Origin of the sequence: Stenotrophomonas sp. ATCM1_4, from assembly GCF_004348115.1 — a bacterium.
GTDB classification, from domain to species: Bacteria; Pseudomonadota; Gammaproteobacteria; order Xanthomonadales; family Xanthomonadaceae; genus Stenotrophomonas; species Stenotrophomonas capsici.
Genome location: NZ_QPFB01000001.1, coordinates 386,418 through 400,389, shown reverse-complemented (window position 1 = coordinate 400,389; position 13,972 = coordinate 386,418). Strand labels below are relative to the sequence as shown.

7 protein-coding genes, 2 tRNA genes and 1 pseudogene are annotated in these 13,972 nt (G+C 61.5%); 1 reads left to right on the top strand and 9 read right to left on the bottom strand.

Annotated features, from left to right (window positions below):
• Nucleotides 1-92: 92 nt before the first annotated feature.
• Nucleotides 93-2,588, bottom strand: coding sequence for a glycoside hydrolase family 3 protein (locus ATCM_RS01920; protein ID WP_243694070.1), 2,496 nt, complete (start codon nt 2,586-2,588; stop codon nt 93-95).
• A gap of 280 nt (nt 2,589-2,868) precedes the next feature.
• On the opposite strand from ATCM_RS01920, the gene ATCM_RS01915 reads away from it, so the two are divergent.
• Nucleotides 2,869-3,933 carry a LacI family DNA-binding transcriptional regulator gene (locus ATCM_RS01915; protein ID WP_132862577.1) on the top strand — a complete coding sequence of 355 codons (1,065 nt, stop codon included), beginning with the start codon at nt 2,869-2,871 and terminating at the stop codon, nt 3,931-3,933.
• 187 nt (nt 3,934-4,120) lie between these two features.
• Here ATCM_RS01915 and ATCM_RS01910 read toward each other — a convergent pair whose 3' ends face one another.
• From ATCM_RS01910 to clpX, 8 genes and pseudogenes are all read right to left on the bottom strand, one after another.
• Nucleotides 4,121-5,581 (bottom strand): MFS transporter, encoded by a 1,461-nt coding sequence (locus tag ATCM_RS01910; protein ID WP_132862576.1) that lies wholly within the window; start codon nt 5,579-5,581, stop codon nt 4,121-4,123.
• A gap of 99 nt (nt 5,582-5,680) precedes the next feature.
• Nucleotides 5,681-8,347 (bottom strand): TonB-dependent receptor, encoded by a 2,667-nt coding sequence (locus ATCM_RS01905; protein WP_132862575.1) that lies wholly within the window; start codon nt 8,345-8,347, stop codon nt 5,681-5,683.
• Nucleotides 8,348-8,811: 464 nt separating this feature from the next.
• Nucleotides 8,812-9,144, bottom strand: a pseudogene (locus ATCM_RS01900) (IS3 family transposase); the annotation flags it as partial.
• A 189-nt stretch (nt 9,145-9,333) separates the two neighbouring features.
• A tRNA-Asp gene (locus ATCM_RS01895) sits at nt 9,334-9,410 on the bottom strand.
• 27 nt (nt 9,411-9,437) lie between these two features.
• Nucleotides 9,438-9,512 (bottom strand) — tRNA-Val (locus ATCM_RS01890).
• Nucleotides 9,513-9,524: 12 nt separating this feature from the next.
• Complete coding sequence (locus ATCM_RS01885) at nt 9,525-9,797, bottom strand: HU family DNA-binding protein (RefSeq protein WP_132862574.1); 273 nt, start codon at nt 9,795-9,797, stop codon at nt 9,525-9,527.
• 206 nt (nt 9,798-10,003) lie between these two features.
• A complete protein-coding gene (lon, locus tag ATCM_RS01880) occupies nt 10,004-12,457 on the bottom strand; it encodes an endopeptidase La (RefSeq protein ID WP_132862573.1) in 2,454 nt (817 codons plus the stop codon).
• A 140-nt stretch (nt 12,458-12,597) separates the two neighbouring features.
• Complete coding sequence (clpX, locus tag ATCM_RS01875; protein WP_132862572.1) at nt 12,598-13,887, bottom strand: ATP-dependent Clp protease ATP-binding subunit ClpX; 1,290 nt, start codon at nt 13,885-13,887, stop codon at nt 12,598-12,600.
• Nucleotides 13,888-13,972: the final 85 nt, after the last annotated feature.

Sequence of the window (13,972 nt, the reverse complement as noted above, 5' to 3'; positions counted from 1 at the left end):
GCAGGACGCCGGGGACCGGCACGCAGCCGGCGATACGCGCGGCGGACTCCCATCCGCGCCGGAGGGGGCGGGGCCATGGCCCCGCCTCGTTCTCAGTGCGGCGAGCACTCTACCCGTACGTCGTAATCGGTGCCGACACTGATGTGGTCCAGCGAGACAGTGACTCCCGGACTGCCGCGCAGGGCGAAGGGCACCTCCAGCCTGCCCATATCGGCACCGGCCGCGGCCAGGCACTTGAGCGGCACACCAAGGCGCGCCCACTTCCCGGCCGGAAGCTCCGCAAGCGCGCGCCTGACCGGCAAGTCACCCTGGCAAGCATCACCGCAACGGGCCGCCAGGGAAACATCCGCATCGGCCGGAAGCCGATCGACACGGACACTGGCGATCATCAGCGCATCGCCATTGGTCTCGCGCGTCAGGTCAAGCGAAGGCGCGGCGTGCAGCTCCACCACGCCTCTTCCACCGAAGACGAACTGGCGCGCCCCTTCCTGCACATTGGTATTGACTGCAGTCATCACCACTGCCCTGTCCTGCGTGGCCGCACTCGGATGGGTGACGTCCACTGCCTTCCCGTCGGTACCAACCAAGCGCAGCAAGATGCCGGCCGGTGCCACGCCGCGGTCGAACAGCATGTTCGTGCGTCGTGCATCCAGATCGATGCCCGGATCCTCCGGGAGTGCGCCCAGGTTCCCGTCGCTGGCATACGTCAATCCGTAACCATAGGCGAACTGGGGGTCATAGCCCTTCTGGCCGACATTATTCAGGTACTGGTCGGCGCGACGCGGCCACGAGAAGCTGAGCGTTCCCTTGAAGTCATGCTGGATCGCGCCGGTGGGCGTGCGCAGCAGCACATCCGCGATGCCTGCCCCTTCCGAACCAGGCAGCCAGGCAGCAACGAACGCATCGGCAGCATTTATCTCCCGGTTCATCCACAGGGGGCGGCCGCTCAGGAACACTGCGACGACCGGAATGCCATCGGCCTTGAGTTTCCGGATCAACTCCAGGTCGCCCGACTTCCCGCCCTTGAGCGTGAGATCGGGCACGTCACCCTGGAATTCGGCGTAAGGCTCTTCGCCGAACACGACTACTGCGACATCCGGCTTGGTGCGGTACGCCCCTTCCACAGCCAGTTCCGCACTTCCACCGGCCGCCTCCACTTGCGCCTTGAGGCCATCCCAGATGGTATCGGCATTGGGAAAGTCGGCGCGCTGTGTACCGTCACCCTGCCAGGTAAGCGTCCAGCCGCCGGCCTGCTTCTCCATGTTGTCGGCACCATCCCCTGCCACCAGCACACGTTGGCGTGGCGCAAGCGGCAACAGGTGATCCTGGTTCTTCAGCAGGACCAGCGATTCACGTACCGCGCGCCTGGCAACCGCACGGTGCTCCGGCGCACCCAGCATCTCGAACTTCCCCCCAAGCGCACGCGCCGAGGGCTTGGGTTTCTCGAACAGGCCCATCCTGAACTTGACTCGCAGAATGCGGCGCACGGCGTCATCCAGCCGGGCGATTGGCAAGGTTTCATCCTTCGCATGCGCCAATGTGCTCTCGTACATGCCCTTCCAGCTGTCGGGAGCCATGGCCATGTCCAACCCTGCAGTGTAGGTCTTCGCACAATCGGTATTGGTACATCCCCGGATCTGCCCGTGGCCGTTCCAATCGCCGACGACGAACCCACCGAAGTTCATCCGATCTTTGAGGACGTCGGTCAGCAGTACACGATGGCCATGCATCTTCTCACCGTGGAAACTGTTGAAGGAAGCCATGACGGACTGTGCTCCAGCCTCAATCGCAGGAAAGTACCCAGCACCATGTACGTCTCGCAGCTCCGCCTCGCTGACGGTGGTATCGCCCTGATCCTTTCCGCCATCGGTTCCTCCGTCTCCCAGGAAGTGCTTGACCGTGGTCATCACGTGATGGTCATCGAGGAACCCGGCTTCTCCGACCTTGCCCTGAAGCCCCTCCACGAACACGCCCGCATAGCTGGCGACCAGCGCCGGGTCCTCCGAATAGCCCTCGTATGCGCGCCCCCATCGGTCATCCTGCGGGACCGCGACTGTAGGCGCGAAGGTCCATTCCATCCCGGTGGTACGCGTCTCGATCGCGGTAATACGGGCAATCTCGCGCAACAGCTCGGGGTTTCTTGTGGCCCCCAGACCGATGTTGTGTGGGAACAGCGTCGCGCCAACAACGTTGCTCTGACCATGCATGGCGTCGATGCCCCAGATGATCGGTATCGCCTTTCCACCACCGCGTGTGTCCATCGATGCCTCCCAGAAGGCATCGGCCAATGCCAGCCATTCCGCCGGACTGGCGTTGTACCGTCCTCCAGGGTCGGAGCCGCCACCGGCCAGGATTGAACCGAGCCGGTACTTGCGCACATCGTCAGGCGTGATGCTCGCAATATCTCCCTGGACCACCTGGCCGACCTTCTCTTCCAACGTCATCGTCGCCAACAGGGCATCGATGCGCTTCTCCACTGTCGGATCGGGAGCCAATGGCCAAGACGGCTGCGGCCAATGCTGCGGATTGATCCTGCCGGGGGCCTCGTGGGAGGACGCATGTACGAAGCCCACGCAGAGGCTGGCCATGGCCACGGCGACGCCAAGCACCAGAGGCTTCAACGGCTTGAGGCTCGCATGGGGACGAAGGGGGGGAAGGCTGGGCTTCATGAGCGAGGGTCTTCCTGGTAGCGCGACGAATGTAAGGGGGCACAGGATTGTGCGTGTCGCCATGACAGCGTTGTCAGGCCGGTAGAGAATAGCGTCAATACGCAATGATGGCTTGCTGCAGAGCGGCAAGTAGAATTTCCACTAAAGTTGCATCCGCATCTAAGTGCGAGAGCCCTGCCTGGAGGGTAGTGAGAACTATATGAATGGGAATAAGCGGGCTGCGCCACAACCTAACCAGGCACCGGAAGGCAAGCCTGGACGCGTGCGCATCGAGGACGTGGCCGCTATAGCCGGCGTTTCCATGAAGACCGTGTCCAGGGTGCTCAATAGCGAGCCAAATGTATCCGAACAGACGCGCAAGCTCGTCGAGGCCGCGGTCGAGAAACTCCACTATCGCCCCCTGCCATCGGCGCGGGTGCTCGCCGGCAGACGTTCCTATCTGGTTGCCATGTTGTTTGACAACCCCTCGTCGAACTACCTCATGGAGATCGAGCTCGGCGTGCTCGACGCATGTCAGGCGCAGCATTACAACTTGATGCTCGCGCCCTTGGTATACGACGCGGCGGATATCGTGACCAAGGTCGAGTCATTGGTCATGCAGTCACAGCTCGATGGCGTTGTGCTCACGCCCCCTCTCACTGACGACAGCGGGCTGCTTGAACGTCTGGTAGCTCTGGGAATTCCCTATTCCAGCATCTCCGCCAAAGAGCAGAACCGGCACGTAGGCGTCGTGGTCGATGAGATTGGCGCCGTTTGCGCGCTCATGGCTCACCTGGTCGAACTCGGCCATACGCGTATCGCCCATATCAAGGGCCATGCCGCCCATGGGGCCAGCATGTGGCGCCTGTCAGGCTATCGCGAGGGACTGCGCCGCGCCGGACTACGTTATGACACATCCTTGGTGGTTGATGGTGAGTTCTCGTACGAATCGGGTTACGCCGGCGCCAATGCGCTACTGAAGCTGCCCGAGAGACCCACGGCGATCTTTGCCGCCAACGATGACATGGCTGCCGGCGTCATCTGTGCCGTCTGCGAGCATGGGCTATCGGTCCCGGGCGACATATCTGTATGCGGATTCGATGACACCCCCATCGCTCGTCAGATCTATCCACCGCTGACCACCATACGGCAGCCCACGCGCGAGATGGGACGGATGGCAGCGCAGGAACTGCTCAAGGAGATTCGCGACATGGGCAGCGGCGGTGTGGTTGACGTGCCTTACACCCTGCAGGTTCGCCGATCCACCGGAAGCGCGCGCCGTTGAAGGCATCGAGCGCTGGTCCTTGCCAGCGCTCGATGCCCGACCAACTCAATCTGCCTGCCGGGAAGCCACTCCCAATGACAGCGCAGTCATTGCCCTCCCCCACCCTGAACCTGGTGGGGAGGCCCACTTGCGAGGCGGCAACGACGCAGCAGGAGAACGCCCTGATTGCTCGATATCCACGTGGATATCAATGGCCACCGGCAGCGGCCAGCTTGTCCAGATCGATGCCTTGACGCCGCAGGATACGCGCCGCGACGACGGCATAGACCGCCAGGTAGGCAAAGCACAGGACGCCTACCACGAAGCTGTAGTGCACACCGACCTTGTCGGCAAGCGTGCCCTGAGCCCAGCTCACCAGGCCACCGCCCATGATCATCATGATCAGCAGGCTGCTCCCTTGGTTCGTCGCATTTCCCAGCCCACTGATGGCCAGAGTGAAAATGCACGGCCACATCGTGCTGCAGAACAGTCCAACACTGATGAAGGCAATAACGCTGGTCATGCCGGTGGTGAACATGCCAACCAGCTGGGCTGCGATTCCACACAGTGCGAAGTACAACAACATCCGCGAAGGATTGCCCTTGCTTGCCAGCGTTGCCAGGATCATCAACGCAATGACCGGTGCGTAGTGATAGAACTGGGAAGCATCATGGCCTGACACGGCATTAACCAGGAGGTACACCCCGAAGGCGATGAACGGAAGGACCAGCATCAAGGCCTTCCTGATACCCGAGCTGACGTCGAACGCGCCTGCGGCCCCGCCCCAGCGACCAATCATCAAGCTTGCCCAGTACAACGAAACAAACGGCGCAATCAGCGCTGTCTCGATTCCCAAGCCTCCCTTTTCCGCCGGCAACTCCAGATAGGCGGGCAAGTTGTCAATGGTCGAAACCTCCACCCCGACGTACAGGAAGATGCCAATCATCCCCAGTACCAACTGTGGGTATGCCAACGCAGACTTCCGGTGAATCAGCTTGCTGCTGTCCTGTGCTTCATCGGCCGATAGCTGCTCAAGGTCGATGTGATTAGGCACCGAAGAGAACTTCAGGAACAGAGCCACAAGCACGAAAGCCAAACCCAGTACCAGATACGGTGTCTTGACACTCTCGATGCTGGCCTCGGTGTTGCCAGCGGCGACACTGCCAAAGATCGCGATGCTCACCAGCAGTGGGCCGATGGTCGTACCAAGATTGTTGATTCCCCCTGCCATCGTCAACCGCTGCGACCCCGTCGCAGGGTCTCCCATGATGATGGCCAGCGTGTTGGCCGCAATCTGCTGCAACGAGAATCCCAGGCCAACGATGAAAAGTCCCGACAGCATCAGGTTGAACGACCCAAGGTTGGCCGCGGGGTAGAACAACAATGCCCCAACTGCCGAGATCAGCAGACCAATACAGATTCCGTTCTTGTAACCGACCCGGTTGAGGAGATCGGACCCGATCGCCTTGGAGACCGCCGCATATATCAACGAACCCACCGTATAGGCCACGTAGAACGCTATCGCTACGTACATGCTCTGCGCCTGCGTGAGATCGAACGCTTTCTTGAAGACGGGGATCAGTATCCCGTTGCTGGCAGCTACGAAGCCCCAGAAGAAGAACACAGTAATCAGTACGCCGAACTGTGACCAGCGGGTCTTTTGCTTCATGGAATCCCCAAAATGCACGCGACTGGCTTTGCGCCATGTACGGGTAAAGCCTGGGGCAGATCGATCTCGATCCGCCCCAGGATGAACAACACGGACGGGTCAGAACTGATAGCGCAGACGCAGGCCGTAGCTACGCGGATCGTTGAGGAAGCGCACGTCGATCCCGGAGCCGACCAAGGCCTTTTGAGATACATCCTTGTCCAACAGGTTGTTGCCCCACGCCTCGACGCGCCAATGTCCATCCAGCGAGGTAAATCCAACGCCGGCATTGACGGTGGTGGCACCCTTCTGACGGTCCGGGAAGCCCGCCTGCCGGGCGCTCTCGGTATGATCCAGGATGATTGCATGTGTCGTCGGGTCTTCCCTGATGAACTGCACATCCCGATTGTTGTACTGGGTCAGGTAGAACGCCGAGCGATAGGACGCCAGTACCTGCCAGTCCAGCGTGCCGAACGGCAATTCCATGGTGTGCTGCAGGCGCGCATTGAAGGTCAGCTTCGACGCAAGCGGGAGTTCGTTCCCGGACAGGTCGATCATCGACGTCGCTCCACCAGCGTCATAGTTCTGGCTGCGGACGTCAGCGACCGTGCCGCGCTTGACCTCACTGTCCATCCAAAGCGCGTTGAGGTTCAGCATGACGTTGTGCGGGAAGCGCAGCACGCTCTCGAACTCCAGACCATATACGACCGACTTGCCGACGTTTCGATTGACCAACGAGTAGCCGGTAGCCTCCCCTCTTTCGTTCACCGCGATCACCGCCAGATCCTGGAACACCTGGTCGCTGTAGTCGTAGTAGAAGCCGCTGACATTGAAGGTGGAGGTCCGGCCCAGCATCTGGAACGAGTTCTTGCTGCCGATCTCATAAGCCACGATGGACTCGGGCTTGAATGTCTCGGGGATCTCCTCCGGGTCGAAGGTGTCGTTGAAGCCACCCGCCTTGTGCCCACTGGAGATCAGGCCATATAGCAAGTGGTCCTCAGCCAGGTCGTACTCGAAGCCGGTACGCCAATCGGTGAAGCTGAACTTGCTCTTGCCGAACTGCTGCGCCGGGATGCCGCTGACCTGCACCCAGCTCTGGTAGGGGCAATCGACCGTGTCACCGCCGATGTCGGGACGATCCACGCAGCCAAAGCTCCCGCCATTGGGAACAGCACCGATCTGCTCCAAGATGGTGTCGTTGCGGCCGTGCTTCAGGATGCCCTGCAGCAGGAAGCGCGCCATGTCGGCTTGGGAGGTGATGTTGCTGACGTCGAAATTGGGGCGACTCATGAAAGCCGGCTCGAAACCCTCCGTACCGAGACGGGTGGCAAAGTCACCGCCCACACCCGGCAAGCCCAGCGCCCAGTTTCCACCGATGCCGTAACGGGACTTCTTTTCTTCGGTGTAGCGCAGGCCACCCTTTACGCGTAGGCGATCGGTTACGTCGAAGGTGCCATCAGCGAATGCCGCCGAGGAGCGACCGTTGACCTTTGGCATGGTGAACTCGGTACCCGAGTACCACCTACCCTTGTCGACCAGGGAGAGGTATCCGACCTGCTGGTCTTCATTGAAGTGGAACAGACCGGTCGTCCAACGAAGGCGCTGGTCCTGGCCGGATGACAATCTCAGCTCGTGGATGTACGACTGGGATTGCGTCATCCAGTACTGCGTCGAGTAGTTGTCGTAGTCGATGCCACCCGGGTTGCTGGAAGATGCCTGATCGATGTTGCGACCTGGCCATAGAATCCCTTCGCTCTGGGCGTTGGTCTGCTGATAGTCCACGTCTCGATAGCTGGCGTTGTACTCCAGGGCCACCGCACCGAAGTCGTATGTCACATTGGCTTGGGCACCCCAGTTCGTGCTGTCAAGCTTTCCCTGTGCACCACGGTAGACAACCTTGCGCAGGTCGACGTCATCAGGCATGTAGCCTGCCTTCGCGGCGGTATAGACGTTGGCACCCGGGTAGCCGGTACCCCCTTCCTTGCCCATGTCAGCCATGGCGAACACCGACAGCTTGTCGTCCGGCTGGTACAGGAACGACACGCGTCCGCCGCGCTCATCCTGGATCCCGGCCGGGTCGAGATTCTGCGCTCTGCCTGCGTTTTCAAAGGGCGAGTCCTTCTCAACCTTGTATCCCGCCACACGAATGGCCGCCCAACCACCCAGCGGCATGTTCAGAGCGAATTCGCCTCCTCGATGGTCACGATTCCCCGCTTCGGCCTGTACGTAACCGCCAAAGGCGTCCAGGTCCGGGCGCTTGGTGATGATGTTGAGCGTGCCGGCCAACGCGTTGCGTCCCCGCAGAGTACCCTGAGGACCCTTGTTGATCTCCACTCGCTCAACGTCATAGAACATCCCGCCCAGTCCTCTCGGACGCGGGATGTAGGCGCCATTGATATGCGGCGCTGCACCGGGATCGCCAAGCTCGGTGTTGTTCGACGAACCCACACCACGGATGAATATCTCCAGGTTGCCTTCCTGGTTTGCCATGCTCATGCCCGGGACCATCGCCTGGATGTTCCGGAGCTCGTTATTGATGCCCAAGGCCCGCGTGTCATCGGCGGAGATCGCTTGAGCAGTACCCGCGTACTTCTGCAGATCCTGCTCGCGGCGCTCGACAGTGACAATAACCGTATCGAGCGTGGATGCGCCCCGTGCCTCTTCGGCCTTCGGTGCGGCCTGATCTTCGGCGGCAGACTGGGCTGCGGCGGATGGCGCTGCCGCCATGGCGATCAGGGACGCAAGAATTGCACTCGCAAGTGCCCCCTGCTTGCAGTAGTTGGTCATAGGCTCTCTCCCCTCTATTCCAATTAGTTGTCTTTGTTTTGGCACTTCCACGAACGCTGCCCTTGTACGCGCACACTGACAACGCTGTCAATCGACATTTATGCCAGCCGCCCAACCCTTTGAACCTGCGTGGAGATTCAATCAGCTGCAACCATTTTTCGCCGCACTGCAGCATCACTGGTCCTGGATGCCGTCCTGTCCCTTGAATGCGCTTCCTAGCTCCCCGGGACTTGATCGCTGAAGCGCCTAGACATGCGCTTGGCCACATTGAATGTGCGGTCCTCAGCTAGAGCATGGATTCATCAGTTAAAGATCCGACACATACAAATTCCAGTACTGCACAACTCTGCAGGATCGCCATGGATAGAGCGAACGCGGAGTGAGTCTTGAAATTGAAATGCCATGCTTGACGGTACGCCATCATCATCGACTGGATCGAGATGAAGAAGGAGATTTCCCGGGATTTAGTGGACACCTGACCGAGGGTGGCGATGCGCTGCCTCGAACTCGTCACGACTGACCCCGCCTAGATGGCCGTGGCGGCGTGTTGGATTGTAAAACCCATCTATGTAGTCGGATATGCCCGAGGTCGCCATGTCGCGATTCGCGCAGTTGCACTTCTTGATCCGTTCCTTTCTCAAACTGCTGAAGAAGGACTCAGCGACCGCGTTGTCCCAGCAGTTGGCACGTCTGCTCATGCTTGGCTCAAGGCGGTTGTCTTTACAGAAACGCCGCCATGCATCGCTTCCGTACTGCGAGCCTTGATCCGAGTGGATCAGGGTTTTGCGAGGACGTCGGGTAATCCCCCCGCTTTTAGCGGCTGCCAAAAGTGGAGCTATGCGGCCATCGCACCCGCGACCTCCGGCGTGACAGGCCAGCATTCTAACCAGCTGAACTACCGCTCCGCATTAACTTTTTTAGTTTTCCTTCAACCAAAGTGGTTTCGAGAAAACAAGGCCCCCGATCGCTCAGGGGCCGGTATGAAGTGGCGGAGCGGACGGGACTCGAACCCGCGACCTCCGGCGTGACAGGCCAGCATTCTAACCAGCTGAACTACCGCTCCACTTTCAAACTTTTCGTTGGTGCTTATTGGTGGGTGCTGAGGGTTTCGAACCCCCGACCCTCTCCTTGTAAGGGAGACGCTCTACCACTGAGCTAAGCACCCCCGGTGAGCCGCTTAGTTTACAGCGTCCTTCAGGGCTTTACCAGCCTTGAAGGCAGGATTTTTTGCAGCGGCGATCTTGATCTCTTCGCCGGTCTTCGGATTGCGGCCGGTGCGCTCGGCGCGCTCGCGAACCTGGAACGTACCGAAGCCCACCAGAGTCACGGCATCGCCCTTCTTCAGGGCCTTGGTGATCTCGGCGATGACAGCGTCAACTGCACGGCCAGCCTCGGCCTTGGACAGGTCAGCAGCAGCGGCAACGCCATCAATCAATTCGGTCTTGTTCATTCTGTAAAACTCCCTTTGCGGCAAATCCGCGGAATAGTTGGGTGGGTCGCTGCCGCTATGGCAAGGCAACGACCGGAGATCCTGCATTCACACCACATCGCAGAACAGCGTGTGCGCGAGTGGCACTTTTATACCAGCGCCCCCCTACCCACGCAAGCTGAAAAGCCAATAACGGCGCGGGTTTCGGGGGGTTTTGCGTTCACATTTCAATGCTTGACGCGCGCACTCGGAGCTGCCTTGGACTTGCCACGGACAGTGACACGCTGCGCAGTTTTACGCGTCTTCTTCGGCGCCAGCGGCGACTCCAATGCGATGTCCAGCACCTCGTCGATCCACTTCACCGGGACGATCTTCAGATCGCGGGTGACGTTGGCCGGGATGTCCGCCAGGTCCTTGCGGTTCTCATCGGGGATGATCACCGTGCGCACGCCACCGCGCAGCGCGGCCAGCAGCTTTTCCTTCAGGCCACCGATGGCGGTGACGCGCCCGCGCAGGGTGATCTCGCCGGTCATCGCCACCTCGGCCTTGACCGGCACCTTGGTCAGGGTCGACACCAGCGAGGTGACCATCGCGATGCCGGCGCTCGGGCCGTCCTTCGGGGTGGCACCGTCGGGCACGTGCAGGTGCACGTCGTGCTTCTGCAGGAAGTCCACGTCGATGCCCAGCGCCTGGGCACGCGCACGCACCACCGACAGCGCCGCGGTCGCCGATTCCTTCATCACGTTGCCGAGCTGGCCGGTCAGCGTCACCGCGCCCTTGCCCGGGATCAGGGTGGACTCGATCTGCAGCAGGTCGCCGCCGACCTCCGTCCAGGCCAGGCCGGTGACCAGGCCGATCTCGTTGGCTTCCTCGGCGCGGCCGAAGTCGAAGCGACGCACGCCCAGGTACTTGTCCAGGTTCTTGCCGTCGACCACGACCAGCGCCTTCGGCTTCCTGGCACCCTTCCTGGCCTTCTTCTCCACCTGCGGGCCCGCCAGCGCGATCTCCTTGACCACCTTGCGGCAGATCTTGGCGATCTCACGCTCGAGGTTGCGCACGCCGGATTCGCGCGTGTAGTAGCGCACGATGTCGCGGATGGCGTCTTCCTCGACCGACAGTTCCTCGGTCTTCAGGCCGTTGGCCTTGAGCTGCTTGGGCACCAGGTAACGGGTGGCGATGTTGAGCTTCTCATCCTCGGTGTAGCCGGGGATGCGGATGACCTCCATGCGATCCAGCAGCGGGCCTGGGATGTTGAGCGAGTTCGAGGTCGCCACGAACATCACTTCGCTCAGGTCCAGGTCCACTTCCAGGTAGTGGTCGTTGAAGGCGTTGTTCTGCTCGGGGTCGAGCACTTCCAGCAACGCCGAGGACGGGTCGCCACGGAAATCCATCGACATCTTGTCGATCTCGTCGAGCACGAACAGCGGGTTCTTGCTGCCGACCTTGTTGAGATTCTGCACGATGCGGCCCGGCATCGAACCGACGTAGGTACGACGGTGGCCGCGGATCTCGGCCTCGTCGCGCACGCCGCCCAGCGACATGCGCACGAACTTGCGGTTGGTGGCCTTGGCGATGGACTGGCCCAGCGAGGTCTTGCCCACGCCCGGCGGCCCGACCAGGCACAGGATCGGCCCCTTCATCTGCTTCACGCGCGACTGCACGGCAAGGTATTCAAGGATGCGGTCCTTGACCTTGTCCAGCCCGTAATGGTCGGCGTCGAGCGTGTCCTGGGCGACCTTCAGGTCCTTGCGCACCTTGGTGCGCTTCTTCCACGGCACGCCCAGCAGCCATTCCAGGTAGTTGCGCACGACGGCCGCTTCGGCCGACATCGGCGACATCTGCTTGAGCTTGTTGAGCTCGTTCTTCGCCTTGGCCTCGACGGCCTTGGGCATGCCGGCCTCGGCGATCTTGCGGGCCAGCTCGTCCAGCTCGCCCGGCGCGTCGTCCAGGTCACCCAGTTCCTTCTGGATGGCCTTCATCTGCTCGTTGAGGTAGTACTCGCGCTGGCTCTTCTCCATCTGCGACTTCACGCGGCCTCGGATGCGCTTCTCCAGCTGCTGCACGTCGATCTCGCCATCGACCAGGCCGACCAGCATTTCCAGCCGGTCACCGACCTGCAGCGTTTCCAGCAGCTTCTGCTTGTCGGCCAGGCGCACGCCGATGTGGGCGGCGATCGTGTCGGCCAGGCGCGCCGGCTCCTCGATGCCGGCCAGCGTCTGCAGCAGCTCCGGCGGCAGCTTGCGGTTGGTCTTGACGTACTGCTCGAACAGCGACATCAGCGAGCGGGCGATCGCCTCGATCTCGCGCGGCTCGCGCGACTCGTCCGACTCCAGCTCCACGCCGTGGCCCTGCAGCGCGCCGTCCTGCTCGTAGACCTTGTCCACGCTCACGCGCGACAGGCCCTCGACCAGCACCTTGATGGTGCCGTCGGGCAGCTTCAACAACTGCAGCACCTGGGCCAGCGTGCCGACGGTGTACAGGTCCGCTGCCGCCGGGTCGTCGGTTTCGGCCGACTTCTGGGCCAGCAGCAGGATGCGCTTGTCCGCCTCCATGGCGCGTTCCAGCGCCTGCATGGACTTGTCGCGTCCGACGAACAGCGGAATGACCATGTGCGGGAACACCACCACGTCGCGTAGCGGCAGGACCGGCAGGTCGAGGACTTCGAGTTGGGACTGCGCCATGGCGGGCTCCACTGAATTCGGGGAAGGCTGAATAAAAAAGCCGATGGCCCCGTTATGGGGCCATCGGCTGGGGGTTGCAAGAGGCGGAAAATCCCGCAGCTGAACCACAGAATCCCGGTTCAGCCCCCTCTGAGACTGGCTCAGTCGCCGGACGCGGCCTTGGCCGGTGCCGGCGGGGTCTGGTAGATGATGTACGGCTCGGACTTGTTCTCGATGACCGACTCGTCCACCACCACCTTGCTGACGTTTTCCTGCGACGGCAGGTCGTACATGGTGTCCAGCAGGACCGACTCGACGATGGTACGCAGGCCACGGGCACCGGTCTTGCGCTTGAGCGCCTTCTTGGCGATGGCCGACAACGCGTCCGGACGGAACTCCAGCTCCACGTTCTCCATCTCGAACAGCTTCTTGAACTGCTTGGTGATGGCGTTCTTGGGCTCGGTCAGGATCTTGATCAGGGCCGGCTCGTCCAGCTCCTCCAGGGTTGCCACGACCGGCAGGCGGCCGACGAACTCCGGGATCAGGCCGAACTTGATCAGGTCTTCCGGTTCGACTTCGGCCAGCACCTTGCCCACTTCCTGCTTGCGCTCGGCGCTCTTGACCTTGGCACCGAAGCCGATGCTGCTGGTTTCCGAGGAACGCTGCTGGATCACCTTGTCCAGCCCGGCGAACGCGCCGCCGCAGATGAACAGGATGTTCTTGGTGTCCACCTGCAGGAATTCCTGCTGCGGGTGCTTGCGGCCACCCTGCGGCGGGACGCTGGCCACGGTGCCTTCGATCAGCTTCAGCAGCGCCTGCTGCACGCCTTCGCCGGACACGTCGCGGGTGATCGACGGGTTCTCGCTCTTGCGCGAGATCTTGTCGATTTCATCGATGTAGACGATGCCCTGCTGCGCCTTCTCGACGTCGTAGTCGCACTTCTGCAGCAGCTTCTGGATGATGTTTTCCACGTCCTCGCCCACGTAGCCGGCTTCGGTCAGCGTGGTGGCATCGGCCATGGTGAACGGCACGTTGAGCAGGCGCGCCAGCGTTTCGGCCAGCAGCGTCTTGCCGGAACCGGTCGGGCCGACCAGCAGGATGTTGGACTTGGACAGCTCGACGTCGTCGCTCTTCTGACGGCTCTCGATGCGCTTGTAATGGTTGTACACGGCCACCGCCAGCGTGCGCTTGGCACGGTTCTGGCCAATGACGTACTGGTCGAGCACTTCGAGGATCTCGCGCGGCTTGGGCAGCGAGCTGCGTGCCGACTGCGCCTTTTCCTCAAGCTCCTCGCGGATGATGTCGTTGCACAGCTCCACGCATTCATCGCAGATGAACACGCTCGGGCCCGCGATCAGCTTGCGTACCTCGTGCTGACTCTTGCCGCAGAACGAGCAGTACAGAATCTTGCCGCTGCTGTCCCCGGAACGACCTTGCCGGTCTTCGCTCATGCTTCGCTTACCCAGTTGCTTCCCCCTCTGAACAGGGGGTTCGATTTCGAGAATAGCACAGGGCCGGATGGACGCCAGTCCAGTT